This window comes from Streptomyces huiliensis, assembly GCF_020037025.1.
GTDB classification, from domain to species: Bacteria; Actinomycetota; Actinomycetes; order Streptomycetales; family Streptomycetaceae; genus Streptomyces; species Streptomyces huiliensis.
The window spans coordinates 41,219-64,873 of sequence record NZ_JAIQLH010000078.1; the positions used below are offsets into that span (position 1 = coordinate 41,219).

24 protein-coding genes are annotated in these 23,655 nt (G+C 72.5%); 7 read left to right on the forward strand and 17 right to left on the reverse strand.

Features of this window, described 5'->3' with window-relative positions; genetic code table 11:
- Positions 1-48: 48 nt before the first annotated feature.
- From ligA to JNW98_RS15725, 3 genes are all read right to left on the reverse strand, one after another.
- The gene (gene ligA / locus JNW98_RS15715; protein ID WP_223768865.1) at positions 49-2,244 is read right to left on the reverse strand and encodes an NAD-dependent DNA ligase LigA; all 2,196 of its coding nucleotides are present in this window, start codon (positions 2,242-2,244) and stop codon (positions 49-51) included.
- A 91-nt stretch (positions 2,245-2,335) separates the two neighbouring features.
- Positions 2,336-3,298, reverse strand: a complete 963-nt coding sequence (locus tag JNW98_RS15720; protein WP_372459255.1) for a methionine synthase — start codon at positions 3,296-3,298, stop codon at positions 2,336-2,338.
- Between the two features lie 188 nt (positions 3,299-3,486).
- Complete coding sequence (locus JNW98_RS15725; RefSeq protein WP_223768841.1) at positions 3,487-4,176, reverse strand: SDR family oxidoreductase; 690 nt, start codon at positions 4,174-4,176, stop codon at positions 3,487-3,489.
- 424 nt (positions 4,177-4,600) lie between these two features.
- Between JNW98_RS15725 and JNW98_RS15730 the strand changes: the two genes are divergently transcribed.
- The 3 genes from JNW98_RS15730 (at position 4,601) to JNW98_RS15740 (ending at position 7,096) form a co-directional block, all read left to right on the forward strand.
- Complete coding sequence (locus JNW98_RS15730) at positions 4,601-5,269, forward strand: response regulator (protein WP_223768842.1); 669 nt, start codon at positions 4,601-4,603, stop codon at positions 5,267-5,269.
- Positions 5,266-6,408 carry a sensor histidine kinase gene (locus JNW98_RS36610; protein WP_223768843.1) on the forward strand — a complete coding sequence of 381 codons (1,143 nt, stop codon included), beginning with the start codon at positions 5,266-5,268 and terminating at the stop codon, positions 6,406-6,408. The genes JNW98_RS15730 and JNW98_RS36610 overlap by 4 nt, the downstream gene beginning before the upstream one ends.
- Before the next feature lie 172 nt (positions 6,409-6,580).
- On the forward strand, positions 6,581-7,096 hold the full coding sequence (locus tag JNW98_RS15740; protein ID WP_223768844.1) for a Uma2 family endonuclease: 516 nt from the start codon (positions 6,581-6,583) through the stop codon (positions 7,094-7,096).
- A 272-nt stretch (positions 7,097-7,368) separates the two neighbouring features.
- On the opposite strand, the gene JNW98_RS15745 is transcribed toward JNW98_RS15740, so the two are convergent.
- Positions 7,369-7,644 carry a hypothetical protein gene (locus JNW98_RS15745; RefSeq protein WP_223768845.1) on the reverse strand — a complete coding sequence of 92 codons (276 nt, stop codon included), beginning with the start codon at positions 7,642-7,644 and terminating at the stop codon, positions 7,369-7,371.
- Between JNW98_RS15745 and JNW98_RS15750 the strand changes: the two genes are divergently transcribed.
- The gene (locus JNW98_RS15750; protein ID WP_223768846.1) at positions 7,643-7,924 is read left to right on the forward strand and encodes a hypothetical protein; all 282 of its coding nucleotides are present in this window, start codon (positions 7,643-7,645) and stop codon (positions 7,922-7,924) included. The genes JNW98_RS15745 and JNW98_RS15750 overlap by 2 nt on opposite strands.
- 112 nt (positions 7,925-8,036) lie before the next feature.
- Here the strand turns inward: JNW98_RS15750 and JNW98_RS15755 are convergent, their stop codons facing one another.
- The gene (locus JNW98_RS15755; protein ID WP_223768847.1) at positions 8,037-8,450 is read right to left on the reverse strand and encodes a hypothetical protein; all 414 of its coding nucleotides are present in this window, start codon (positions 8,448-8,450) and stop codon (positions 8,037-8,039) included.
- 129 nt (positions 8,451-8,579) lie between these two features.
- The gene (locus JNW98_RS15760; RefSeq protein WP_223768848.1) at positions 8,580-8,867 is read right to left on the reverse strand and encodes a putative quinol monooxygenase; all 288 of its coding nucleotides are present in this window, start codon (positions 8,865-8,867) and stop codon (positions 8,580-8,582) included.
- A 100-nt stretch (positions 8,868-8,967) separates the two neighbouring features.
- On the opposite strand from JNW98_RS15760, the gene JNW98_RS15765 reads away from it, so the two are divergent.
- Positions 8,968-9,540 carry a TetR/AcrR family transcriptional regulator gene (locus tag JNW98_RS15765; RefSeq protein WP_223768849.1) on the forward strand — a complete coding sequence of 191 codons (573 nt, stop codon included), beginning with the start codon at positions 8,968-8,970 and terminating at the stop codon, positions 9,538-9,540.
- Between the two features lie 98 nt (positions 9,541-9,638).
- Here the strand turns inward: JNW98_RS15765 and mnmA are convergent, their stop codons facing one another.
- Both mnmA and JNW98_RS15775 read right to left on the reverse strand, forming a co-directional pair.
- Positions 9,639-10,781, reverse strand: coding sequence for a tRNA 2-thiouridine(34) synthase MnmA (mnmA, locus tag JNW98_RS15770; RefSeq protein ID WP_223768850.1), 1,143 nt, complete (start codon positions 10,779-10,781; stop codon positions 9,639-9,641).
- 67 nt (positions 10,782-10,848) lie between these two features.
- The gene (locus tag JNW98_RS15775; RefSeq protein ID WP_223768851.1) at positions 10,849-12,018 is read right to left on the reverse strand and encodes a cysteine desulfurase family protein; all 1,170 of its coding nucleotides are present in this window, start codon (positions 12,016-12,018) and stop codon (positions 10,849-10,851) included.
- Between the two features lie 287 nt (positions 12,019-12,305).
- Here JNW98_RS15775 and JNW98_RS15780 point away from each other — a divergent pair, with 287 nt between their 5' ends.
- Positions 12,306-12,890 carry a TIGR03086 family metal-binding protein gene (locus tag JNW98_RS15780; protein ID WP_223768852.1) on the forward strand — a complete coding sequence of 195 codons (585 nt, stop codon included), beginning with the start codon at positions 12,306-12,308 and terminating at the stop codon, positions 12,888-12,890.
- A gap of 32 nt (positions 12,891-12,922) precedes the next feature.
- Here JNW98_RS15780 and JNW98_RS15785 read toward each other — a convergent pair whose 3' ends face one another.
- From JNW98_RS15785 to JNW98_RS15815, 7 genes are all read right to left on the reverse strand, one after another.
- Positions 12,923-13,786 (reverse strand): thioesterase family protein, encoded by an 864-nt coding sequence (locus tag JNW98_RS15785; protein ID WP_223768853.1) that lies wholly within the window; start codon positions 13,784-13,786, stop codon positions 12,923-12,925.
- 23 nt (positions 13,787-13,809) lie between these two features.
- Complete coding sequence (locus tag JNW98_RS15790) at positions 13,810-14,517, reverse strand: trimeric intracellular cation channel family protein (RefSeq protein WP_223768854.1); 708 nt, start codon at positions 14,515-14,517, stop codon at positions 13,810-13,812.
- Between the two features lie 83 nt (positions 14,518-14,600).
- Entirely contained in the window at positions 14,601-15,641 is a 1,041-nt protein-coding gene (locus JNW98_RS15795) for an ABC transporter ATP-binding protein (RefSeq protein WP_223768866.1), read from the reverse strand.
- 76 nt (positions 15,642-15,717) lie between these two features.
- Complete coding sequence (locus JNW98_RS15800; RefSeq protein ID WP_223768855.1) at positions 15,718-16,818, reverse strand: ABC transporter ATP-binding protein; 1,101 nt, start codon at positions 16,816-16,818, stop codon at positions 15,718-15,720.
- Positions 16,815-17,813 carry an ABC transporter permease gene (locus JNW98_RS15805; protein ID WP_223768856.1) on the reverse strand — a complete coding sequence of 333 codons (999 nt, stop codon included), beginning with the start codon at positions 17,811-17,813 and terminating at the stop codon, positions 16,815-16,817. The genes JNW98_RS15800 and JNW98_RS15805 overlap by 4 nt, the downstream gene beginning before the upstream one ends.
- A gap of 134 nt (positions 17,814-17,947) precedes the next feature.
- Positions 17,948-19,735 (reverse strand): ABC transporter substrate-binding protein, encoded by a 1,788-nt coding sequence (locus JNW98_RS15810; RefSeq protein WP_223768857.1) that lies wholly within the window; start codon positions 19,733-19,735, stop codon positions 17,948-17,950.
- Positions 19,736-19,887: 152 nt separating this feature from the next.
- A complete protein-coding gene (locus JNW98_RS15815) occupies positions 19,888-20,892 on the reverse strand; it encodes an ABC transporter permease (RefSeq protein WP_223768858.1) in 1,005 nt (334 codons plus the stop codon).
- A 425-nt stretch (positions 20,893-21,317) separates the two neighbouring features.
- On the opposite strand from JNW98_RS15815, the gene JNW98_RS15820 reads away from it, so the two are divergent.
- Positions 21,318-21,590 (forward strand): hypothetical protein, encoded by a 273-nt coding sequence (locus JNW98_RS15820; RefSeq protein WP_223768859.1) that lies wholly within the window; start codon positions 21,318-21,320, stop codon positions 21,588-21,590.
- 137 nt (positions 21,591-21,727) lie between these two features.
- On the opposite strand, the gene JNW98_RS15825 is transcribed toward JNW98_RS15820, so the two are convergent.
- Positions 21,728-22,501 carry an enhanced serine sensitivity protein SseB C-terminal domain-containing protein gene (locus tag JNW98_RS15825; RefSeq protein ID WP_223768860.1) on the reverse strand — a complete coding sequence of 258 codons (774 nt, stop codon included), beginning with the start codon at positions 22,499-22,501 and terminating at the stop codon, positions 21,728-21,730.
- Positions 22,502-22,626: 125 nt separating this feature from the next.
- The gene (locus JNW98_RS15830) at positions 22,627-23,409 is read right to left on the reverse strand and encodes an enhanced serine sensitivity protein SseB (RefSeq protein ID WP_223768861.1); all 783 of its coding nucleotides are present in this window, start codon (positions 23,407-23,409) and stop codon (positions 22,627-22,629) included.
- Between the last annotated feature and the right edge of the window lie 246 nt (positions 23,410-23,655).

Consider the following 23,655-nt stretch of genomic DNA (forward strand, 5'->3'; position numbering starts at 1 on the left):
GGCGTTCGGAAAGCGCTGTAGGGGTAATGCCCACTGGCCCTGCGGGCATTACTCCGCCGGAGTGGGCTCCTGTGGCACGGCGGCGGCGCGCGCCGCTTCCGGTCCTTCCGCCAGCAGCACGGCGAAGCCGTCCTCCTCCAGCACCGGGACCTTCAGCTGCATGGCCTTGTCGTACTTGGAACCGGGGTTGTCACCGACGACCACGAAGTCGGTCTTCTTGGAGACGGATCCGGTCACCTTGGCGCCGCGGGTCTGGAGCGCCTCCTTGGCCGCGTCGCGGGTGTACGAGGCGAGGGTGCCGGTGACGACGACGGTGAGGCCGGCCAGCGGGCGGGGGCCCTCGTCGCCGGTGGACTCCTCCTCCATCCGGACGCCCGCGGCCCGCCACTTCTCGATGATCTCGCGGTGCCAGTCCTCGGCGAACCACTCGCGGACGGCGGCGGCGATGGTGTCGGAGACGCCGTCGACGGCGGCCAGTTCCTCCTCGGTGGCCGCGGCGATCCGGTCGATCGAGCCGAACTCGCGGGCCAGCGCGGCGGCGGCGACCGGGCCCACGTGCCGGATGGAGAGACCGTTGACGATCCGGGCGAGCGGCCGCGACTTGGCCGCCTGGATGTTCTCCAGCATGGCCAGGGCGTTCTTCTTGGGCTCGCCCTTCTGGTTGGCGAAGAAGGTGACGACCTTCTCCTCGCCGGTCTTGGGGTCGTGCTTGGGCAGTCCGGTGTCCGGGTCCCGGACGTAGGACTTGATGGGCAGCAGCTCCTCGATGGTCAGGTCGAAGAGGTCGCCCTCGTTGAGCAGCGGCGGAGTGGCCGGTTCCAGCGGCTGGGTGAGGGCCGAGGCGGCCACGTAGCCGAAGTTCTCGATGTCCAGGCACTCGCGGCCCGCGAGGTAGTAGATGCGCTCGCGGATCTGGCCGGGGCAGGAGCGGGCGTTGGGGCAGCGGAGGTCGACGTCGGCCTCCTTCATGGGCCGCAGCGGCGTCCCGCACTCGGGGCACTCGGCCGGCATCACGAACTCGCGCTCGCTGCCGTTCCGGAGGTCGACGACGGGCCCGAGGATCTCGGGGATGACGTCGCCGGCCTTGCGGAGGACGACCGTGTCGCCGATGAGGACGCCCTTGGCCTTGACGACCTCCTGGTTGTGCAGGGTGGCGAACTCGACCTCGGAGCCGGCGACGGTGACGGGCTCGACGACGGCCTGCGGGGTGACGCGGCCGGTGCGGCCGACGCCGACGCGGATGTCGAGGAGTTTGGTGTTGACCTCCTCCGGCGGGTACTTCCAGGCGATGGCCCAGCGCGGGGCCCGCGCGGTGGAGCCCAGCCGACCCTGGAGGGGCACCTCGTCGAGCTTGACGACGACGCCGTCGATCTCGTGCTCCATGGAGTGCCGCACCTTGGGCTGCCCGTAGTGCGCGATGAACTTCCGCACCCCGTCCAGCGAGTCGACGACCCGGGCGTGCGCGGCGGTGGGCAGGCCCCACTCGCGCAGCAGCTCGTAGGCGTGCGACTGGCAGTCGATGGCGAAGCCCTCGCGGGCGCCGACGCCGTGCACCACCATGTGCAGCGGGCGGGTGGCGGTGACCCGCGGGTCCTTCTGCCGGAGGGAGCCGGCCGCCGCGTTCCGCGGGTTGGCGAACGGCGGCTTGCCGGCCTCCACCAGGCGCGCGTTGAGCTCCTGGAACTTCTCCATCGGGAAGTAGACCTCGCCGCGCACCTCGACCAGCTCCGGGACGCGGTCGCCCTTCAGCCGGTGCGGGATCTCGGAGATGGTCCGGATGTTCGGCGTGATGTCCTCGCCGGTGCGGCCGTCACCGCGGGTGGCGGCGCGGGTCAGCCGCCCGTGCTCGTAGGTGAGGTTGACGGCGAGGCCGTCCACCTTGAGCTCGCAGAGGAAGTGGTAGTCCGCGCCCTCGCCGATGTCCTTGGCGATGCGGTCGGCCCAGGCGGCCAGCTCCTCGTCGCTGAAGGCGTTGTCCAGGGAGAGCATGCGCTCGCGGTGCTCGACGGACGTGAACTCCGTCTCGTACGAGCCCGCGACCTTCTGGGTGGGCGAGTCGGGGGTGCGGAGCTCGGGGTGCTCCTCCTCCAGGGCCTCCAGGTCGCGCAGCAGCCGGTCGAACTCGGCGTCGCTGACGACCGGCGCGTCCTTCACGTAGTACCGGAAGCGGTGCTCCTCGACCTGCTCGGCGAGCAGGGCGTGCCGCTCCCGCGCCGCCGCGGGCGTCGCCGCCTCCGAGGTCAGCTTGCCGTTGCCGCTTCCACCGTGCCCGCCGTGCTGTTCGACAGCCACCGTCTCGTCCTCCCGTTGTCCTCTGGTGCGCCCTCCGGCGCCGTCACTCAGGGTTGTCCACGAGTGATCGTGCCGCCCGGACGCAGTGGGCGAGGGCCGCGCGGGCGTACGCGGGCGACGCGCCCGCCATCCCGCACGCCGGGGCGACCACCACGGACTCGGCGAGAGTCGCAGGTGACAGCCCCAGCCGGCGCCACAGCGTCCTGACACCCATGACGCTACCGGCAGGGTCGGACAATGGGCCGTCCACGCCGGGCACGACGCCGGCGAAGAGCGTCGTTCCGGCTTCCACGGCCTCGCCGAGCGCGTCGTCCTCACGCTCGGTGAGCAGGGAGAAGTCGAACGAGACCCCGGTCGCCCCGGCGCGCCGGAGCAGCGCGAAGGGCACGCCGGGGGCGCACGAGTGCACGACGAGGGGTGCGCCGGCCTGCCGCGCGACGGCGGCGATGTCCCGCAGCGCGCCCTCGACGACGGCCCGGTCGACGGCGCGGTGGGTCCGGTAGCCGCTGGCCGTCCTGACCTGGCCGCGGAGGACGGCCGTCAGCGAGGGTTCGTCGAGCTGGAGGACGGGCGTCGCGCCCGGCACCCGGCGGCGGACCTCGGCGAGGTGGCCGCGCAGCCCCTCGGCGAGCGAGGCGGTGAGGTCGCGGCAGGCGCCCGGGTCGCTCAGCGCGGCCTCGCCGCCGCGCAGTTCCAGCGCCGCGGCGAGCGTCCACGGACCAACGGCCGAGACCTTGAGCGCCCCCTCGTACCCCTGGGTGAACTCCTCCAGCGCGTCCAGGTCTTCGCGCAGCCAGGAGCGGGCGCGGCGGGTGTCGCGGCCGGGCCGGTCGGAGATCCGCCAGCCGCTGGGCTCCACGTGGGCGAAGACCTCCACGAGGAGGCCCGCGGTCCGGCCGATCATGTCCGCGCCGGGCCCGCGCGCCGGGAGTTCCGGCAGGTACGGGAGGGTCTCCAGGGACCCGGTGACGGTCTTCGCCGCCTCCCGGGCGTCCGTGCCCGGCATCGACCCGACGCCGGTCGCGGCGCCGGGCCCCCAGGGGCGGTTCTCACGGGGCTCGCTGGTCTCGATCGTCTGGCTCACCCGGGAAGGGTACGAGACGGAGAGGTACGGGACGGGACGGGCACGGGACCGGCCCGGCCGACCCGGCCGGTCCGGGCACGCCCGTCCGGCCGGGTGTCCGTCCAACAGGCTCAGCGCCCCGGCCGGACCGTGATGTCGTTGATCTCCGCGTCGCGGGGCAGGTCGATCGCGTGGAGCACCGTCGACGCCACCGAGCCGGCCTCGATCCAGCGCGCGGCGTCGTACTCCTTGCCCTCCTGCTGGTGCACCTTCGCCTGCATGGCGGTGGCCGTCCGGCCCGGGTAGACGCTGGTCACCCGCACCCCGTTGGCGTGCTCCTCGGCGCGCAGGGAATCGGCGAGCGCCTTGAGGCCGTGCTTGCTGGCGGCGTAGGCGCTCCAGTCGGGTCCTGCGTTGAGCCCGGCGCCCGAGTTGACGAAGACCACGTGGCCGTGGGCGACGCGCAGTTGGGGCAGGAAGAGCCGGGTGAGCTCCGCCGGCGCGACGAGGTTGACCGCGAGCGTGTTCGTCCACGTCCGCGTCGTCAGCTCGCCGACGCCGCCGAGGTCCACGACGCCCGCCACGTGCAGCAGCGAGTCGACGCGCTCGGGGAGCGTCTGGTGGTCGAGGGCCCAGGAGAGCCGGTCCGGGTTGGAGAGGTCGCCGACGAGCGTGCGGGCGCCGGGGAACCGGGCCGCCAGTTCCTTGGCGCGGCCGGCGTCGCGCGCGAACAGGTAGAGCTCGTCCCCGCGGGCGAGCAGCCGCTCGGCCAGTACCTCTCCGATGCCCGATCCGGCGCCGGTGATCACATGTGTTGCCATGGCCCCAGCTTGCCCTACCCCCGCCCGCCGGGCTCCCGCGAGGCGGGAACCGGGCGGAGCGGGGTGAGCGCCCCGGCGGCGGCGACCCCCATCGGGGGCGGGGAAGCACCGCGGCCGGGGCGGGCCCGTTCCGGAGGCGGGCGGCCGTCCACTGTCAGGACGGCCCCCCGGAGACGTACGCCCCCCCTGGTCGTACGTCTCCTCGGCCGCGCTCCCCCGTGGAACGCGCGGCCGCCCGCCCGCCTCCGGAATGTCCGGCGTGATGCGGACCGCATCCCCCTGCGTTCATAGTGGCAAGCCGGGGACACCCTCCGGTATCCGCCGACCGTCGGTTCCGTCCCCGCCGGTCGGCGGGGGCGACCGGGCCCGAACGGTCGGGCGGTTGTTATATTTCCTGACCGGTACCAGCGCAGGAGTGGTGAGAGTGATCCGCGTCATGGTGGTCGACGACGAGAAGCTGCTGCGCGCGGGAATCCGCAGCATCCTGGAGGCGGAACCGGACATCGAGGTCCCGGTCGCCTGCGAGGGCGTACGGGCCGTGGAGCTCGCGGCCGCGCACCGGCCCGACGTCGTCCTGCTGGACATCCGGATGCCGGAGGTGGACGGCATCTCGGTCCTCGGCTCGCTGCTGGCGCTGCCGGAGCCGCCCGTCGTGGCGATGCTCACCACGTTCTCCGGCAACGAGCACATCGCCCCCGCCCTGCGCGCCGGTGCGGCCGGGTTCCTGGTGAAGGACACCGTCCCCGACGAACTGGCCAGCGCGGTCCGCATCCTGGCCTCCGGCGGGACCGTCCTGTCCCCCGCGGTCGCCGACAGCGTCGTCGACGGCTACCTGCGCGCCGGCGGCGCTCCGCCCGCCCGGCTGGCCTCCCTCACCGAGCGCGAGCGCGCGGTGCTGGCGCTGCTGGCCCGGGGGAAGTCCAACGCCGAGATCGGCGCGGCCCTGCTGATGGGCGCCGCCACGGCCAAGGACCACGTCAGCGCGATCCTGGCCAAGCTCGGCGCGGCCAACCGCGTCCAGGCGGCCGTGCTCGCCCACCACCACGGGCTGGTCCGCCTCGACGCGGAGCCGGGCCCGGCCGGTTCCGCGTGACCCTCCCCCTCCGGCGGTGGCGGCCGGAGACGTGGCGGGGCTTCCGCCGGGACCTGCTCCTACTCCCGGTGGCGGCGGCCGAGACCGCGGCCATGTACCCCGTGACCGGCCCGACGGAGACCTTCCTCTACGGCGTGACGGTGGCCGCCCTCTTCGTCCGGCGCCGCTTCCCCCTCCCCGTCCTGGTGACGGCCCTCCCGGTGACCTTCGCCGGACACCTGCTGATCGCGCCCATGGTGGCGATGTACCAGGCCGCGCGCTCCCTGGAGCGGCGGTGGGCCGTCTACGGCTGGTCCCTGGCGTTCTTCCTCGCCGCGCTCGGCCCCTGGTGGCCGTCGGTGCTCGGCACCTGGCAGACCCGGAACGACGCGCTGTTCGGCGTCCTGTCGTCCGCGCTGATGACGATCGGCCCGACGGCGATGGGCCAGCTCAGCCGCGCCCGCCGCCAACTGGCGGACCACATCGAGGAGTTGTCCCGGGCCCACCGGCGGGAGGCGGAGCTGATCGCCGAACGCGCGGTCGTCGCCGAACGGGCCCGGCTCGCCCGGGAGATGCACGACGTCGTCTCGTACCAGGTCAGTCTGATGACCGTGCAGGCCGGCGCCCTGGAACGGACGGCGGAGGAGCCGGCCGCCCGCGAGACCGCCTCGGTCATCCGCGGCCTGGGCGCCACCGCCCTCCGCGAACTCCGCGGCCTCCTCGGCGTCCTGCGCTCGACCCCCGGCGACACGGCCCTCCGCCCCCGCCTCACCGCCCTGCCTGACCTCGTCGCGGGCAGCGGCCTCGACGCCCGCCTGGACGCGGACCTCCCCGCCCTCGACGCCCTGAAGTGGCCGCCGGAGGTGGAGGAGACCGCGTACCGCACGGTCCAGGAGGCCCTCACCAACGCCCGCAAACACGCCCCGGGCGCATCCGTCACCGTCTCCCTGAACCTCCTCCGCGACACCGGCCGGACCGCCCTCGCCATAGAGATCGCCAACACCGCCACCCCGGCCGGCACGCAGACGACCCCCCTCCCCTCAGGCGGCCACGGCCTGACGGGCCTCCGCGAACGGGCCGAGCAGCTGGGCGGAGAGTTCACGGCGGGTCCGACGGATGGGGGCTTCCGGGTACGGGCGGTCCTGCCCGCGACGAGGTGACGGCCGGTCGCCCTCACACGTTCGGGTGTGCCCGTACGAAACCCGCGTGCTCGCCGCAGCCCAAGCCGACGATGGTGCCCACGTCGCCAACCCGGCAGACGACCGGAACCAGACGAGAGGGCCCGACATGGCACCGCGGCCGGAGCGCTTGGCGGCGACTGAGGAAATGCGGATGTTCGAAGCGGTCGACGCGGCGTTCCCGGACGTGCATGCCGAGATGATCGACGGAGAGGTCTGCATCGAAACCGTCGCCACCAGCGCTCACGGCGAAATGGTGATCTTCATGGGGACCCAGTTGTCGACGAAGTGGTGTGCGATGACGAAGGTCGACACCGTTCATCCCGGATGGCGCGGGAGAACCTGCCTCCGCCCCGATCTCTCGGTCGCCGACCCTTCCTACCGGGGCTCACGCCTGCAGAAGTTCCCGGCCGATGAGCTGCTCCTCGCCTGCGAGGTCGTCTCCGAGTCCAACCCCGAGAACGACACCCGCCGCAAGGACACCAAGTACGCCCAGGCGGGGACCCCCTACTACCTCATCGTCAACCCGATCGACGGTGAGTGCCTGCTGTACTCGCTGCCCGACGACGGGCGGTACCGGGCCAAGGTGGAGAGCAAGTTCGGCGACCCGGTGCCGATCGGTGCCCCTCTCGACGTGGAGCTCGACACCTCGGCTCTGTACACCTACTGAGCCGACGTCCGACATGCCCGGTATCCCTGTGTTTACCGGCCTTTTCCAGCCACTCCGGTTCCGTTTCGTCACCGGTTTCATCCCACCCTTGTCACAGAAGGGTCGCGGATTTCGGAGCTTGTAAAGATCTGGTTAGTCTGGCGTGCGCTCGTCAAAAGAACGGGCAAAGCAGGCTGACAACGGGGGAGTTCCGAACCAGTGAAGTTTCGTCATGTCCGCGCCGCGGCCATCTTCGGCGTCTGCGTCGTCGCGCTGACCGGTGCCAGGGGCCATCACGGCGGCAGCTGCGGAGGCGGCGGTTCCAGCCACGGCAGCAGCTCGTCCAGCAGCAGTTCGTCCAGCGGCGGCAGCACGTCCACCTCGGGCGGCGACTCGTCGTCGGGCGGCACGTTCGGCGGCTCCACGTCGAGCGGGTCCGACTCCACGTCGGGCGGGTTCAGCACCGGCTCGACGTCCAGCGGGACGACGACCTCCGGCGACTCGACGAGCGGCGGCTCGTCGGTCCTGGGCTCGTCCGGCCGCAGCCGGGGCAGCTCGAACGACGCCATGCGCGACATCAAGATCAACAGCTGCACCTACAGCAGCGCGCGGGGCATCACCGCCAACATCTCCGCCACCAACAGCAGCTCGTCGCAGACCAACGACTACTCGCTCACGGTGAAGTTCACGACCCCGGAGGGCGACACCCGCACCCGCTACACCTCGATCTATTCCGTCGCCCCGAACAGCAACCGCATGACCGACATCTCCACGGTCTACGTCGCCAAGCCGGGCGCCACGGGCACCTTCCGCTGCTCGGTGACCAACGTCTCCCGCACCTCCCGCTGACGCCGCGCTCGGCGCGGGTGAGGGGCCGCCGGGCGGTGCCCCTCACCCGCAGGAGCCGCCCCTCCGGCAGGAGCGTCCGACGGGTCGTCCGGAGGCGGCGCGGGCCGCTCGGTCACGTCGCCCGGGATACGGCCTGTTCCAGGAGCCGGTGCATGACCTGGGGGTGGCGGCTCTCGGCCGGGGCCCACAGGGCACGCGCCGCGTCGTCGTCCAGTTGGATGAAGCAGGCCAGCAGCAGCGTCCGCTCGTGGCGTCGGAAGAGCAGCTCGGCACGGAGTCCGAGGGTGGGGTCGGCGGCGAGGAGGACAGTGTCCAGGGTGTTGCGGCACACCCGCCAGCCGAGCAGACATCCGTCGGACCCGGCCGGAGCGAGGGCGAGGCCGAGCGACGTCCATCCCCGGGTGAGCGCCTGCCGCGTGTCGGCGTCCGCGTCCTCCAGGACGGCTCGCGCCCATCGCTCCGCGGTGCGGTCCGGCGCCGGGTCGGGATCGGCGAGCACGGCGTTCTCGTAGTCGATCCGAGGCAACGTGCTGAGCGCGTGCGCGGCGGGAGGCACCGGTGCGTGGCGCACTCGGCCGGAAGACTGCGGACGGGAAGCGGGGTCAACCATCGTCACTCCTCATGAGTGGCATCGAACCGTCGGTCAGGACTGCGCTCAGCGTGAGACGAGGAAGTGGACCTCGCGGGGCCTGACTTCCAGTTCGCTGATGCCGTCCGGCGTCGCACCCATCGCGCGGCCGACTTCGGACGCCGCCAGGAAGGCCGCCTCGGACTCGTACGCGCCGGTGGTGACGACGGCGCCGCCGTCCGGGGTGACCCAGACGCCGACGGACAGGAACCCGGGCTGACGGCGCGCCGCGTCGGCGACCTGGTGGGCCTCGCGGACGAACTCGTCGACGTGTTCGGGGGCGGGGTAGTGGAAGGCGACGAAACCGAAGGACATGGGGGTATCCCTTCCCGCTGGTTATACGATGCCGTACAACGGCAGCCTAGGGCGATATACGGATCCGTACAACCAGCCGGACAGAGTGAGGTGGCCACCCATGGGCGCATTGCGCACACCGCGGGAGAAGTGGGTCGAGGCGGGGCTGGAGGCCCTGGCCTCAGGCGGGGTGGACTCCGTGCGGGTCGAGGCGCTCGCCAAGGCGATAGGAGTGACCAAGGGCGGCTTCTACGGGTACTTCGCCGACCGCCAGGCACTGCTGACGGCGATGCTCGACGCCTGGGAGCGCGAGAGCGTCGACGACGTCATCGCCCGGGTCGAGCGCGAGGGCGGCGACGCGCGGGACCAGGTCCGCCTGGCCGGGCAGCTCACCTTCTCCAGCGACCGCCTGTTCCCCATCGACCTCGCCATCCGCGAGTGGGCCCGCCGCGACCACACCGTCGCCGAGCGCCTGCGCCGCGTGGACAACAAGCGCATCCAACTGGTGCGCGACGCGCTCGGCGCCTCCTGCACCGACCCCGACGAGGTCGAGGCCCGCGCCCTGCTCGCCTTCTGCGCGGCCATCGGCAGCCACTTCCTCGCCGCGGACCATCCCGGCACCACCCGCGCCGCGGTCATCGACCGGGCGGCCGACATCATCCTCGGCGCCCGCCGGCACAATCCCGCCGGGTGACACTCCCCCGCCCCCTGGGCATGGCCGCGTGAACCACCGTTCGCCGGCGGCGACTTGGCCGCCGGCGCCGGACACGCGCCCTGGATCAGGGAGCTCCGTCAGGCCGCGACGGCGCGTTCCGTCGTGGCGATGGTCGCCGAGCCGACGACGCGGGTGCCGTCGTAGAGGACGATCGCCTGGCCGGGGGCGACGCCTCGGACGGGGGTGGTGAAGGTGACGTGGAGGGCGTCGTCCACGAGTTCGGCCGTGACCGGGGTCTCGCTGCCGTGGGCGCGGAGCTGGGCGGTGTAGCGGGCGGGGCCCGTGGGGGCGGTGCCGCACCAGCGGGGGCGGATGGCCGTGAGGGCGGTGACGTCCAGGGCCTCGGCGGGGCCGACCGTCACCGTGTTGTTCACGGGGGAGATGTCGAGGACGTAGCGCGGCTTGCCGTCCGGGGCCGGGTGGCCGAGGCGGAGGCCCTTGCGCTGGCCGATGGTGAAGCCGTAGGCGCCCTCGTGGGTGCCGACCTTGGCGCCGGTCTCGTCGACGATGTCGCCCTCGGCGGTGCCGAGGCGCTTGGCCAGGAAGCCGCGGGTGTCGCCGTCGGCGATGAAGCAGATGTCGTGGCTGTCCGGCTTCTTGGCGACGGCCAGGCCGCGGCGCTCGGCCTCGGCGCGGATCTCGTCCTTGGTCGTGAGGGTGTCGCCCAGGGGGAACATCGCGTGCGCGAGCTGGCGCTCGTCCAGGACGCCGAGGACGTACGACTGGTCCTTGGCCATGTCGCTGGCGCGGTGCAGCTCGCGGGTGCCGTCCTCGTTCAGCACGACCGTCGCGTAGTGGCCGGTGCAGACCGCGTCGAAGCCCAGGGCGAGCGCCTTGTCCAGCAGCGCCGCGAACTTGATCTTCTCGTTGCAGCGCAGGCAGGGGTTGGGGGTGCGGCCGGCCTCGTACTCGGCGACGAAGTCCTCGACGACGTCCTCGCGGAAGCGCTCGGCCAGGTCCCAGCAGTAGAAGGGGATGCCGATCACGTCGGCGGCGCGGCGGGCGTCCCGGGAGTCCTCGATCGTGCAGCAGCCACGGGCGCCGGTGCGGAAGGACTGGGGGTTCGCCGACAGGGCCAGGTGCACGCCGGTCACGTCGTGGCCCGCTTCGACGGCGCGGGCCGCCGCGACGGCGGAGTCGACGCCGCCGGACATGGCGGCGAGCACGCGGAGCCCCTTGCGGGGGGCCTGGGGGTCGGGTGCACCTGGGAAGTCATTCATAGCCTCTCCAGGGTACGGGAGGCGCGATCTCGTCCCCTCCCCCGTTTCTCGGGGGCTCCGGCGGCCGTCAGCTCAGGCCCGCGCTCCTCGCGCGCTTCACCACCGGGCCGATCGCCTCCACGACCGCCGCGACGTCCGCCTCCGTCGACGTGTGGCCGAGCGAGAAGCGGAGGGTGCCGCGGGCCAGCTCGGGGTCCGTGCCGGTGGCGAGGACGACGTGGCTGGGCTGGGCGACGCCGGCGGTGCAGGCCGAGCCGGTGGAGCACTCGATGCCCTGGGCGTCCAGCAGCAGCAGGAGCGAGTCGCCCTCGCAACCGGGGAACGAGAAGTGGGCGTTGGCGGGGAGGCGGCCCGCCGGGTCCGGGTCGCCGCCGAGGACCGCGTCGGGGACCGCGTCCAGGACGCCGGCGACCAGGCGGTCGCGCAGGGCGCCGATCTCCCTCGCGAACCCCTCGCGGCGTTCCGCGGCCAGCGTGCCCGCGACCGCGAACGCGGCGATCGCCGGGACGTCCAGGGTGCCGGAGCGCACGTGCCGCTCCTGGCCGCCGCCGTGCAGCAGCGGGACGGGCGTGTGGCTGCGGCCCAGCAGCAGCGCGCCGATGCCGTACGGGCCGCCGATCTTGTGGCCGCTGACGGTCATCGCGGCCAGGCCGGAGGCGGCGAAGTCGACGTCCAGCTGGCCTGCCGCCTGGACGGCGTCGGCGTGCATCGGGATGCCGAACTCGGCCGCCACGGCGGCGAGTTCGGCGACCGGCTGGATCGTGCCGATCTCGTTGTTGGCCCACATGACGGTGATCAGCGCCACGTCGCCGGGGTCGCGGGCTATCGCCTCGCGGAGGGCGTCGGGGTGCACCCGGCCGTGCGCGTCGACCGGCAGGTACTCGACGGTGGCGCCCTCGTGGGCGGCCAGCCAGTCGACGGCGTCGAGGACGGCGTGGTGCTCCACCGGGCTGGCGAGGACGCGGGTCCGCGCCGGGTCGGCGGCGCGGCGGGACCAGTACAGGCCCTTCACGGCGAGGTTGTCCGCCTCCGTGCCGCCCGCCGTGAAGACGACCTCGCTGGGGCGGGCGCCGAGTGCGGCGGCGAGGGTCTCGCGGGCCTCCTCGACGGTGCGGCGCGCTCGGCGCCCTGCGGCGTGCAGCGACGAGGCGTTTCCGGTGGTGGCGAGGTGGGCGGTCAGCGCCGCCGCCGCTTCCGGGAGCATCGGGGTGGTGGCTGCGTGGTCGAGGTAAGCCATGGTGGGTCGATTCTACGAGCCGGTGGGGTGCGGCGTACCCGGCGGTGCGGCCCCGTTGGGTGGGGGTGTGCCCCGGTCCCGCCCCTTCGCCGTTTCCTGGGGCTACCGCCCCAGACCCCGAAACCGCGCTCCGCGCGGTTGTCCTCAAACGCCGGACGGGCTGGATTCGGCCGCCGGAGCTTGCATATTGACCGAAAAGCACACGGCGGGATGCGCCCTTCAGAGGCAGGCTCGCCTGGGGTATCCGCCCCGGACCACCACTCGCACTGCACCGAGGAGAGCCGCCCGTGCCCGACACCGAAAACGTTCCCGACCCTCGCCCGCACCTGCGCCGGGCCGTCGCGCAGCTGGCCGCCGTCGCCGCCGAGGTGCGGCCGGAACGGCTGACCGATCCGACCCCGTGCGCCGAGTACGACGTCAAGGGGCTGCTGGGGCACGTCGTCGGCGCCGCCCACGCGCTGGCGGCCCTCGCCACCGCCGGCGGGTTCCGGCCGAGCGGCCCGCTCCCCACCCCGCAGGTGGCGGACGACGGCTGGCCCGCCGCCGTCGCGGAGGCGGGCGACCGGCTCGCCGCCGCCTGGGACGACGAGTCCCTGCTGACCTCCATGTACGACGTGCCGTGGGGGAAGTCGCCCGGCCACGGCGTGGTCAGCTTCCTGGTGCTGGAGATGGTCGTCCACACCTGGGACCTCAACGAGGCGCTCGGCCGGCCCGCCACCCTCGACCCGGAGCTGTCCGAGTTCGCCCTCAAGGGGGCCGAGGCGCTGCCGCCCGAGGGCAAGGAGGGGGCCTTCGGCGCCGCCCGGCCGGCTCCCGAGGGAGCCGACGTCCACACCCGGCTGGCGGCCCGCACCGGCCGGCCGCTGGACTGATCCGGCGGGGGCCCGCGCGCCTCGGCCCGGCATCAGCCCAGCAGTCGCGCCAGCTGGCGCGACTGCGCCACCAGCCGGTCCGCGCTGTCCCAGATCTCCGCGTCCTCCTCCAGGAAGCCGCCCGCGAGGTTGCGGGTGACGACCGAGATCCGGAGGGGGCCCGGGGCGGGACGGCGGCGGACGTGGACGGTGAGTTCGACCGTCGGGACCCAGCCGATGATCCCCAGGTCGAAGGTGGTGGGCGGAAGCGCGTCGGCGGCCAGGAGGAGCGAGAACAGGTCCGGGTCGCGGCCGTCCGCGAAGTCGAACCAGCCGCGCATCTCGCCCCGGCCGGCCGGCCCGCCGGTCGCCCAGCCTGCGGTGGCGGGGTCGAGCCGCAGGTCCAGGCGGGCGACGATCTCGGCGGCGCCGAAGCCCTCGCCGCCGCCGGCGAAGCAGTGCTCGCGCGGCGGCAGCGCCGGCGGCTTGGCGGTGGTGCGCACGTCGTCGGAGAGCGCGTCCAGGTCGCCGTAGGTGGCGAGCACCCGCAGCCGCTCGACCTCGGTGCCGTCGTCGGCCGTCTGGAACAGGCTCGCCTGGCCGGTGGAGAGCGACCGGCGGGTGTGCGCCAGGCCGCTGCGGACGACCGCCGGGCCCGGCCGGGTGGCGCTCAGGTAGTGGGCGGTGAGGGTGAACGGGTCGGGGTGCGGCAGGGTGTCCGCGAGGGCGCGGGCCGTGATGGCGAGGAGGTAGCCGCCGTTGGCCGCGCCGAAGAGCGTCCAGCCCTCGTGGATGTGGGTGTCGTGTTCGGCGGTCCCGCCCGCCGGAACGCCCGGAACGCCAGGGCCCCCGGGCGCGCGCGACGCGATCGCGGTGTCCCGGTCGAACTCGCTGTTGCCGATGCTTGCCAGTGCCATGGCGGCACCGTACCTCCGGTAGGTTACCGGCGGGTAGCCTTTCGTCCGGCGATCTGCGGCCCGACGCCGGGCTGGAGCTCCTCGGCCGCCGCGCTCCGCCGGTGCCAGGCGCGCGGGGCCCGCCAGTGGAAGCGCATGGAGAGCAGCCGCAGCCCGCAGCCGACGATCACCGGGATGGCGTTGGTGGGCCCGTGCAGCACGCCGTACTTCAGCATCAGCGCGGCCGTCGTGGCGCCGGCCATGGCGGGGACGGCGTAGAGGTCGCGGTCCCAGCGGAGCAGCGACGGGACCTCGTGGGCGAGGACGTCGCGCAGCACGCCGCCGCCCACCGCGGTGGCGAGGCCGAGGGTGGCGGACTGGGTGAGGCCGAGCCCGTGCCCGTACGCCTTGACGGTGCCGGTGACGCAGAAGAGGCCGAGGCCGGCGGCGTCGAAGACGTTCACCGCGCTGGTGATCCGTTCCACCTCGGGGTGCAGGAAGAAGACGATCAGCGTGGCGATCAGCGGGGTGAGGAAGTAGCCGAGGTCGCTGAAGGCGGCGGGCGGCACGGCACCGATGACCAGGTCCCGGAAGAGACCTCCGCCCAGTGCCGTGACCTCCGCCAGCACGGCCATGCCGAAGACGTCGAAGTTCTTGCGGACGCCGAGCAGCGCGCCGGAGATCGCGAAGACGAAGATCCCGACGATGTCCAGCCAGTGCTGGACGGAGGGGGTGAACAGATCGGTGAGCACGCGACATTCTTACCGGTCGGCCGGGTGTCCCCCTTGTCCCGCCCTGGGAGGGTTCCCCGCGGAGCCCGTACCGTCCCGTCCGCTCAGGCCGCGGCCTCCCCGGGGGACTCCACCGGCTCCGGGTGGTGGCACGCCACCTGGTGCCCGGTCCGCAGCGCGGTCAGCACCGGCTCGTCCGTCCGGCACACCTCCGTCGCCTTCCAGCAGCGGGTGTGGAAGCGGCAGCCGGACGGCGGCGAGATCGGCGACGGCACGTCGCCCTTGAGCAGGATGCGCTCCCGCTGGGCCCGCCGGCGCGGGTCGGGCACCGGCACGGCGGAGAGCAGGGCCTTGGTGTACGGGTGCATGGGCGCGCCGTAGAGCGAGCGGCGGTCGGTCAGCTCCACGATCTTGCCCAGGTACATCACCGCGATCCGGTCCGAGACGTGCCGGATCACCGACAGGTCGTGGGCGATGATGACGTACGTCAGCCCGAGCTCGTCCTGGAGGTCGTCCAGCAGGTTGACCACCTGCGCCTGGATCGAGACGTCCAGCGCGGAGACCGGCTCGTCGGCGATCACCAGCTTCGGCTTGAGCGCCAGCGCGCGGGCGATGCCGATGCGCTGCCGCTGGCCCCCGGAGAACTCGTGCGGGTAGCGGTTGTAGTGCTCGGGGTTGAGGCCCACCAGTCCCAGCAGCCGCTGCACCTCCTTCTTCACCCCGCCGTCCGGCGTGATGCCCTGGAGCCGGAAGGGGGCGCCGACGATGGTGCCGACGGTGTGCCGGGGGTTCAGCGAGGAGTACGGGTCCTGGAAGATCATCTGGATGTCACGGCGCATCGGGCGCATCCCGCCGACCCCCAGGTGGGAGATGTCGCGGCCCTCGAACTCGATCGTCCCGCCGGTCGGTTCGAGCAGCCGGGTGACCAGCCGGCCCATGGTGGACTTGCCGCAGCCCGACTCGCCGACCACGCCGAGGGTCTCGCCGGGGCGGACGTCGAAGCTGATGTCGTCCACCGCGTGCACGGCGCCCACCTGGCGGCGCAGCAGTCCCTTGGTGATCGGGAAGTGTTTGACCAGGCCCTCCACCCGGAGCAGGGGCCGTACCTCCGGGGTGGCGGACGGTGCCTCCTCGCCGAGCGGGATGGTCTTCTCCGGCGCCCCCACGGGAACCGCTTCGTTGTCTTCAGGCACGGCTCGGTCCTTCACAGCTCAGGAGTGATCACAGCTTGGGAGCGATCTCTTCGGTCCAGATCCGCGTCCGGTCTTCCTGCGTCATGTGGCAGGCGGCGACGTGGCCGCGGCTCTTCTCCCCCGCCACCGGGCGGAGTTCGGGCCGCTCGGTCCGGGTGATCCCCTCCCCCGGGACGTCGGCGTACGGGCAGCGCGGGCTGAAGGCGCAGCCGGGCGGCACGTTGATCAGGCTGGGCGGCGAGCCCTTGACCGGGATCAGCCGCTCGGTCTGGTCGCGGTCGATGCGCGGCATGGAGCCGAGCAGCCCCCAGGTGTAGGGGTGCTGGGGCTCGTAGAAGACCTGCTCGGCCGGGCCGCGTTCGACGCAGCGGCCGCCGTACATGACGAGGATGTCGTCGGCCAGTTCGGCGACCACGCCCAGGTCGTGGGTGATGATGACGACGGCGGAGCCGAACTCCTTCTGCAGGTCGCGGATGAGGTCGAGGATCTGCGCCTGGACGGTGACGTCGAGGGCGGTCGTCGGTTCGTCCGCGATGAGCAGGGCGGGGTTGTTGACCAGCGCCATGGCGATCATGGCGCGCTGCCGCATGCCGCCGGAGAACTGGTGCGGGTAGTCGTCCACCCGCCGGTCGGGCTGCGGGATGCCGACGCGGTCGAGGAGTTCGACGGCGCGTTTGCGGGCGGTCTTCTTGTCGGTGTCGTGGTGGATCCGGTACGCCTCGGCGATCTGGGCGCCGATGGTGAAGTAGGGGTGCATGGCGGACAGCGGGTCCTGGAAGATCATCGCCATCTCCCGGCCGCGCAGCCTGCGCACCTCGTCGGGGTCGGCGGTGAGCAGCTCCTTGCCGTCCAGCCAGATCTCGCCGGAGATCCGGGCCTTGCGCCGGCCGTACTGGCCGACCGTGTGCAGGCCCATGATCCCGAGCGAGCTGACGGACTTGCCGGAGCCGGACTCGCCGACGATGCCGAGGGTGCGGCCCTTCTCCAGTTTGAAGGAGAGCCCGTCGACGGACTTGACCACGCCGTCGTCGGTCGGGAAGTGGATGCGCAGGTCGCGGACGTCCAGGTAGGCGCGGCCGCCCGGCGGTTCCTTGGCCATGTCGACGGCCGGCTCGGGGGTGGTGGTCATGAGAGCCTCACACGGGGGTCGATCACGGCGTAGAGCAGGTCCACCACGAGGTTGGCGACGACGACGGCGGTGGCGGCGATGAGTACCACGCCGAGGATGATCGGCAGGTCGCGGTTGTTGATGGCGGTGACCGCGGCCTGGCCGAGGCCGGGCAGGTTGAACGCGCTCTCGGTGAGGATCGCGCTGCCGACCAGGGCGCCGAGGTCCATGCCGAGGATGGTGGCGATGGGAGTCATGGTGGAGCGCATAGCGTGCTTGCCGATCACCATGCGTTCGGTGAGGCCCTTGGCGCGGGCGGTGCGGATGTAGTCCTCGCCGAGGACCTCCATCATGGTGGCGCGGGTGAGCCGGGCGTACATGGCCGCGTAGAGGAAGGCGAGGGCCACCCAGGGCAGGATGAGCCCGCCGAACCAGCCGGCCGGGTCGTCGGCGAAGTCCACGTACTCGGACGAGGTCCAGCCGAGCTTGTACTTGAACAGCGCGAGCAGCAGCAGCGCGGTGAAGTAGATCGGCAGCGAGACGCCGGCCAGGGCGGTCATCATGGCGCCGCGGTCGATCTTGGTGCCGCGCTTGAGGGCGGAGACCACGCCGGCGGTGACGCCGAGCAGCAGCCAGATCACGCAGGCGCCGCCGGCGAGCGCGAGCGTCGGGGGCAGCCGGTCGGTCAGGATCGGCCAGACCGCCTGCTCGGTGCGGAAGGAGTAGCCGAAGCAGGGGGCCGGGCAGTGGTCGACGGTCCCGCCCCCGGTGTAGTCGCGGCCGGCGAAGATGCCGCTGACGAAGTGCCAGAACTGGACCAGGACCGGGTCGCTGAGCCCGAGCTTCTGCCGGATGCCCTCGATCGTCTCCGGGTCCGCCTGCTTGCCGACGTACATGGCGGCGGGGTCGGCCCCGGTGAGCTTGGGGATGGTGAAGAAGATGAAGAAGGTCACCAGCGTGACCACGAGCAGCATCACGATGACGGCGAACAGTCGCCTGACGATGTAAGCGAACACTGCGGTCGGCCCGGCGGCGGTCCGGTGGCGGGGTGCGCCACCGGACCGCCGCGCTCGGCCCTCACCTGCCCTTCGGGCCTAGCGGCGGGAGCGCCGGAGGAGCGGACGGACGATCTCGTGCGGGCCGTGGGCCGTCACCTGACGACACCCAGGGCCTGGTAGTCGTACCGGCCGTTGAAGGCGTCCGTCGTGTAGACGTTGGTCAGCCGGGAGCTGCGCCAGATGATGTTCTTCTCATAGGTGAAGGGCAGGTACCAGGCGCCCTCCATGACCTTCTTGTCGGCCTCCTGGTAGATCGCCCCCGCCTTCTTGGGGTCGCTCTCCGCGATGGCCGTGTCCATCAGCTTGTTGATCTCGGGGTCGTTGAGCTCGGGGTAGTTCTGGTTGGCGGTGTCGAGGATGAACCGGCCGTCCACGATGGGCTGGAGGTAGCCCTGGCCGCTGGGGAAGTCCGCGCCCCAGCCGAAGACGATGATCCCGTAGTTCTTGTTCTTGACGTTCTTGGGGGCGCCGACGACGCTCTGCGACTGCGCGCCGTCGTACTGGTCGATCTGCGTCTCGATGCCGATCTTCTTCAGGGACGCCTGGAGCGACTCGGCCGTCGCGATCTCCTGCGGCTTGTTGTTCCGCACCGCGATGGTGGTCTTGAAGCCGTCCGGCTTGCCGCAGGCCTTCAGCTCCTCCTTGGCCTTCTCGGGGTCGGCCGCGCCCTGCTTGAGGTTGTACGGGTCGTAGGACGCGTCGTGCCCGGTGACGGCCGGCGGGAGCATGTTGAGGCCGATGTCACCGCCCGCCTGGGGGCCGCCGCGGGCGGTCTGGAGGGAGGTGTGGTCGGCGCCGTAGATGACCGCCTTGCGGCAGTGCACGTTGTCGAAGGGTGCGACGGACTTGGGGAAGGCCGCGTACCGGATGAAGCCGGTCTGCGGGTTGTCCAGGTTCCCCTTGGCGGTCTGGAGCGCCTTCTGGCGGCCAGCCGAGCCCATGCCGGTGGCGTTGAGGTCGACGTCGTAGTTGCCCGCGATCAGGTCGCTGTCCATCGCGTCCGCGTTGGTGGTGAACTTGACCGAGATCTTGTCCGGCAGCGCCTTGCGGACCGTGTCGGAGTCCTTGTTCCACTTGTCGTTGCGGACGAGGACCATGCTCTTGTTGGGGCTGTACGACTCGAACTTGTACGGCCCGTTGGAGAACGGCCGGAGGTTGTACTTCTCCGCCGTGTCCTTGTCCTGGGGCACCGGGCCCGCGGCGGGCAGCGCCAGCATCTGGAGGAAGTCGCCGTTGGGCTTCGCCAGCTTGAAGGTGATGGTCTTCGCGTTCGGCGTCTCGATCGCGGACAGGCCCAGCTTGTCCTTGCTGTCGTCCTTGTAGGGGCCCTTGTACTTCTTCTCCGGGTCCAGGACCTGCATCAGCCAGGTGGGCCCGCCGGAGATCTTGTCCTGCGCCCAGGTGCGCTCGATGCCGTACTTGATGTCCTGGGCGGTGACCGGTCTGCCGTCCTCCCAGGTGATCCCGTCCTTGAGGGTGAACGTGTAGGTCTTCTTGTCGTCCGAGACCTTGCCCAGGTCGGTGGCCAGGTCCGGCACCAGCTCGGCGCTCCCGTGGCCCGGCGCGGGCTTGGAGGTGACGAGGGTGCGGACGTAGTAGCGGGCGAAGTCCCAGGCGAAGCCGTAGTACATGCGCTGCGGGTCCCAGGAGTCGGACTCCTGGGTGGCGATGAACTTCAGCTCGCCGCCCTTCTTGTCTGACGGGCTGGCGACCTTCTCGACGCCCGCGTTGAAGCCGGGGCCCTTGCCACCGCCCCCGTCCTTGCCGCCGATGTCCTTGCTGCCGCCTCCGCCGCCGCAGGCGGTGACCCCGACGAGGGCCGCGACCACCAGTGCCGCGCCGGCGGCCGTTCCGCGCCTCGATGTCCTGTGCGTTGCCAAGATGTCGCGACCTCCGTGATCGTCGCGGGCCGGGGAGCGGACCGCGATGGGGGTGGTTCCTTCAGCTCGTACTCCTGATGCGGGAGGGATCGGGTGCATCTTGGGTGACGCACCGTCAGATCACTGCCCGGTGAACGCTGTTGCGGGTGCGGCTAGCGCGAACCCTTGGGGTCCAGGGCGTCCCGAACGCCGTCCCCGAAGAGGTTGAACGCCAGGACGGTGACGAAGATGGCGAGGCCCGGGATGACCATGAACATCGGGTCGCCCTCGTAGGTGTTGACGGCCTTGGAGAGCATCTGCCCCCAGGACGACGTGGGCGGCTTGACGCCGGCGCCGAGGAAGCTCAGCGCGGCCTCGGTGAGGACGTTGGTCGGGATCATCAGCGTGGCGTAGACGGTGATCGGCGCGACCAGGTTGGGCAGCAGCTCGCGGAAGAGGATGTACGTCCGCCCGGCGCCCAGGCTGCGCGCCGCCTCGACGTACTCGCGCTCCCGCAGCGAGAGCGTCTGCCCGCGCACGATGCGTCCCACGTAGGGCCAGCCGAAGAAGCCGATCACCGCGATGAGGACGGCCATGCGGACGCCCGAACCTGTCAGTCCCCAGAGCTCGTTGGGGACGACGGAGATCAGGGCGATGATGAACAGCAGCTGCGGGAAGGCCAGCAGGGCGTCCATCACCCGGCTCACCACGGTGTCGACCCAGCCGCCGAAGTACCCGGCGATGATGCCGAGGACGGTGCCGATCAGCACGGCGACCACGGCCGAGAGGAACGCGACGAGCAGGGAGACCCGGGCGCCGTAGACCACCCGGCTGAAGACGTCCCGGCCGTTGACCGGTTCCACGCCGAACAGGAAGTCCCCGTTGATCCCGCCCCACGAGCCCTTCGGCGTGCCGAAGAGGGGGTCGATCTGGTCCTCGTGGTACTCGTTCGGCGGGTGGCCGAACAGGTCCACGATCAGCGGGGCGAAGATCGCGACCAGCACGAGCAGCAGGACCACGATCCCGCCGGCCAGGGCCAGCTTGTCGCGCTTGAGCCGCGTCCAGGCGATGCGCCAGGGGGAGCGGCCCTCGATCGTCGTGCCCGGGACGGGGATTTCCGCGTCGGCGACGACGGTCGCGGTCCCGGTCGCGCTCGTCTCGGGGAGTGGTGCCGTCATCGTTCGCAGGACCCCTCTCGGCCGGTGGAACCGGCCTCCGCCGGCCGCCGGGAGGCGGCTGGTCGACATCACTGACACATGCGGTGCTGTGCGCGGTGCTGTGGTGCGGGAAGTACAAGCGGAGCTGGTCGTACACCGGACCTGCGGGTCCTTGGAGCGGGAGTCTTCAACGCGTTCACGATCACCCGCCAGACCCGGCGAGCAATGGATGCGCAACCGTGATGTGCGATGCGAGGTTCCGTTATACGGACGGGGGCGGCCGCTCAGCGAAGGGCGCTCGTCGGTTCACCGCACGGCGCAGGGTGTTACCGACGCCGCACGCAAGACACCAGTACCAGCTATGCCTTTGACAGGGCCAAGGCGGGCGGTCAGGCTCGCAGGCAACCACAGGCGGCTCATCTGCCGCTGGAAGCACAGGAGTTGACGTGACACGGAAGCTGATCCACCGCGCCGCCATGACGGGCGCGGCGCTCGCCCTCGGACTGACCGGCACCCTGGCCTCGGGAGCGTCCGCGATGGCGGCGCCCTCCGGGGACTCCACGGTCTCCCGGGAAACCCTCGGCCAGGGCCGCTATATCGACCGCTACGACAACTACCAGCAGTGCCAGGGAGGCGGCGAGTACTTCCTGCGCCACGGCGAGAGCGCCTACCACTGCTACAAGGTATCGGCCGGTTATGAGCTCTGGGTCTGGGCCTGACCCCGAAGGGCACCTCCCCTGCCCGCCGGCCGGCCGGTCCGTCGCGAACGGGCCGGCCGGTCCGTGGGCACGGGAACTCCGCGCTCGGCGCGGGGAGCCCGCGCTCGGCACGGAACGACGTCTGGGGCGGGTACCCGTCAGTGCGGGTATCCGTACCCCGGTGCCGGTGCCGGCACCGGGGCCGCCGCGCCGGCCGGGGCGGCGTGGCCGTAGAACGGGCGGGCGTGGGCGCGCATCCACATGGCGACCGGGTCGAACTCGTCCGACATCGCCACCGTGGACACCGGCAGGCCCTCCGGCACCACGGCCACCACCTGCTGCATCATCGCCCGGACGGACTCCACGGCGGGCGCCGAGGTGTCGTACAGGTCGAGGCCGATCGCCAGGTACGCCGCGCCGATCGCCGGCTGGACCCAGGCGCGGCGCAGCGCCCGGACGGCGGGGGTGCGCTGGGCGTGCTGGGCGAGCAGGGCGTAGAACCGGGGGATCTCGGCGGTGGGTTCGGTGATCTGGAGCGGTCCGGCGGGCAGCCGGTCCAGGCCGCCGGCGATCCGGCGCAGGTCGAGCCAGGGGATGCCGACGCCGCCGCCCGGGGCGTGCGGGTTGAGCCAGAGGCCCCAGCGGCCCGGGTAGAGGGACGTGGCGAGGGAGCGGCCGGTGACCACCTCGTGGGCGCGGTTCCAGCCGCTGGCGGTGAGCTCCCGCTCGGAGGTGACGCAGGGCGCGTAGCCGAGGCCGTCGACCTCCATGTTCCCGTACTGGGCGTCGGGCGAGCCGGGCCGGCCGTGCCAGAGCAGCATCCACAACCGGCCGTCGGCGACGGCGTGCAGCAGCGACTCGTAGACGTCGTACCGCCCGGGCGCCACTTGGCGCAGCACCTGCTCCACGCCGCTCTCCGCGCCCGCGCTCACCTGATCCCGCCCCTTCTCACGGCGGACGCTCGCGTCGCGTCCGCCCCCTGCCTCACGGCGCGGTCGCGCCTCCCGTACGGTCGTCCAACCAGCTTACGAGGCCGGGGCGGCATGCAGGGGAGCAGTCACCGGTCACGGTCGTAGAACGGTGTGACGCGGTCCCGCATCCAGTCGGCGACCGGGTCCCGGGTGACGTCCAGGAAGACCGTGCGGACCGGCCAGGGGACGGGGGCGGAGCCCAGGGCGCGGCCCAGGGCGTCCACGGCGGCGGCGCGGCTGTCGTCGTCGGGGAGGTCGAGCTCCACGCCGACGAAGAGCTCCGGCGGGCCGCCCTCGACGCTGGCCAGGGCGCGGCGGGCGGTGCGCACGGCGCGGGCGGCGGTGAACTCCAGGCCGGCGGCGGCCAGGAAGGCGGTGGGCTCGTCCTGCCAGTCGGGCTCGTGGAGGCGCACCCGGCCGCCGGTGGGCTCGCCCTCCAGCCGCAGCCGGCCGGCCCGGCAGAGCTCGGCGACGGCGGCGGGGGGCAGCGGCGCGCCGACCGTGCCCTCGGGGTTGACGACGATGCCGACCTGCGGGGGCAGACCGCGGGCGAAGTCCACGGCGGGGGCGACGGCGCAGGCCATGTGGTCGCCCATGACGCGGCGGAACTGCTCCTCGGAGCTGAAGACCGGCACGAACGCGGCGCCGCCGAGCTCGACGGTGGGCAGGTCGAGGTCGCGGCTGTCGGGGCCGCCGCCCTTGGGCAGGGGTATCCACACCTCGCTGCGGCCGAGCGCCTCGACGACGCGCTCGCCGGTGCCGGGGACGCCCGCGCAGGCGGCGAGGGTCTCCTCCAGTTCGTTGGCGGGCCAGCCGGGCGACGCCTCGCCCCGGGCCCGCTCCGTGCCGTGCAGCTCGGGGCCGCTCATCCGTTCTCCCCACGGTCTCGTCGCGCTCGCACCCGCACCTTAACGGCCGGCTCGGCGTCAGGGGGCGGGAGGGGGACGGGGGACGGGCGGAGATCGGGGGAGGTGCGGGGGTCGGAGGAGGGGGCCGGGCGCCGCGGTGCTGGCGGGGCGGGCGGGGCCGCGGGGGCTCCCCGTCCGGGCGCCCCCGCGAAGACGACGGTCCGCAGGGCCGCCGCGGCCGGGCGGTCGAGCAGGACCGCGCTCGCC

Bases quoted from the DNA above. Each gene is read 5' to 3' on its own strand.
- JNW98_RS15720 (WP_372459255.1), bottom strand. From the start codon at position 3,298: ATGCCGGGCACGGACGCCCGGGAGGCGGCGAAGACCGTCACCGGGTCC.
- JNW98_RS15725 (WP_223768841.1), bottom strand. From the start codon at position 4,176: ATGGCAACACATGTGATCACCGGCGCCGGATCGGGCATCGGAGAGGTA.
- JNW98_RS15740 (WP_223768844.1), top strand. From the start codon at position 6,581: ATGTTCGAAGCGGTCGACGCGGCGTTCCCGGACGTGCATGCCGAGATG.
- JNW98_RS15750 (WP_223768846.1), top strand. From the start codon at position 7,643: ATGCGCGACATCAAGATCAACAGCTGCACCTACAGCAGCGCGCGGGGC.
- JNW98_RS15745 (WP_223768845.1), bottom strand. From the start codon at position 7,644: ATGGCGTCGTTCGAGCTGCCCCGGCTGCGGCCGGACGAGCCCAGGACC.
- JNW98_RS15760 (WP_223768848.1), bottom strand. From the start codon at position 8,867: ATGTCCTTCGGTTTCGTCGCCTTCCACTACCCCGCCCCCGAACACGTC.
- JNW98_RS15765 (WP_223768849.1), top strand. From the start codon at position 8,968: ATGGGCGCATTGCGCACACCGCGGGAGAAGTGGGTCGAGGCGGGGCTG.
- mnmA (WP_223768850.1), bottom strand. From the start codon at position 10,781: ATGAATGACTTCCCAGGTGCACCCGACCCCCAGGCCCCCCGCAAGGGG.
- JNW98_RS15775 (WP_223768851.1), bottom strand. From the start codon at position 12,018: ATGGCTTACCTCGACCACGCAGCCACCACCCCGATGCTCCCGGAAGCG.
- JNW98_RS15785 (WP_223768853.1), bottom strand. From the start codon at position 13,786: ATGGCACTGGCAAGCATCGGCAACAGCGAGTTCGACCGGGACACCGCG.
- JNW98_RS15800 (WP_223768855.1), bottom strand. From the start codon at position 16,818: ATGACCACCACCCCCGAGCCGGCCGTCGACATGGCCAAGGAACCGCCG.
- JNW98_RS15815 (WP_223768858.1), bottom strand. From the start codon at position 20,892: ATGACGGCACCACTCCCCGAGACGAGCGCGACCGGGACCGCGACCGTC.
- JNW98_RS15830 (WP_223768861.1), bottom strand. From the start codon at position 23,409: ATGAGCGGCCCCGAGCTGCACGGCACGGAGCGGGCCCGGGGCGAGGCG.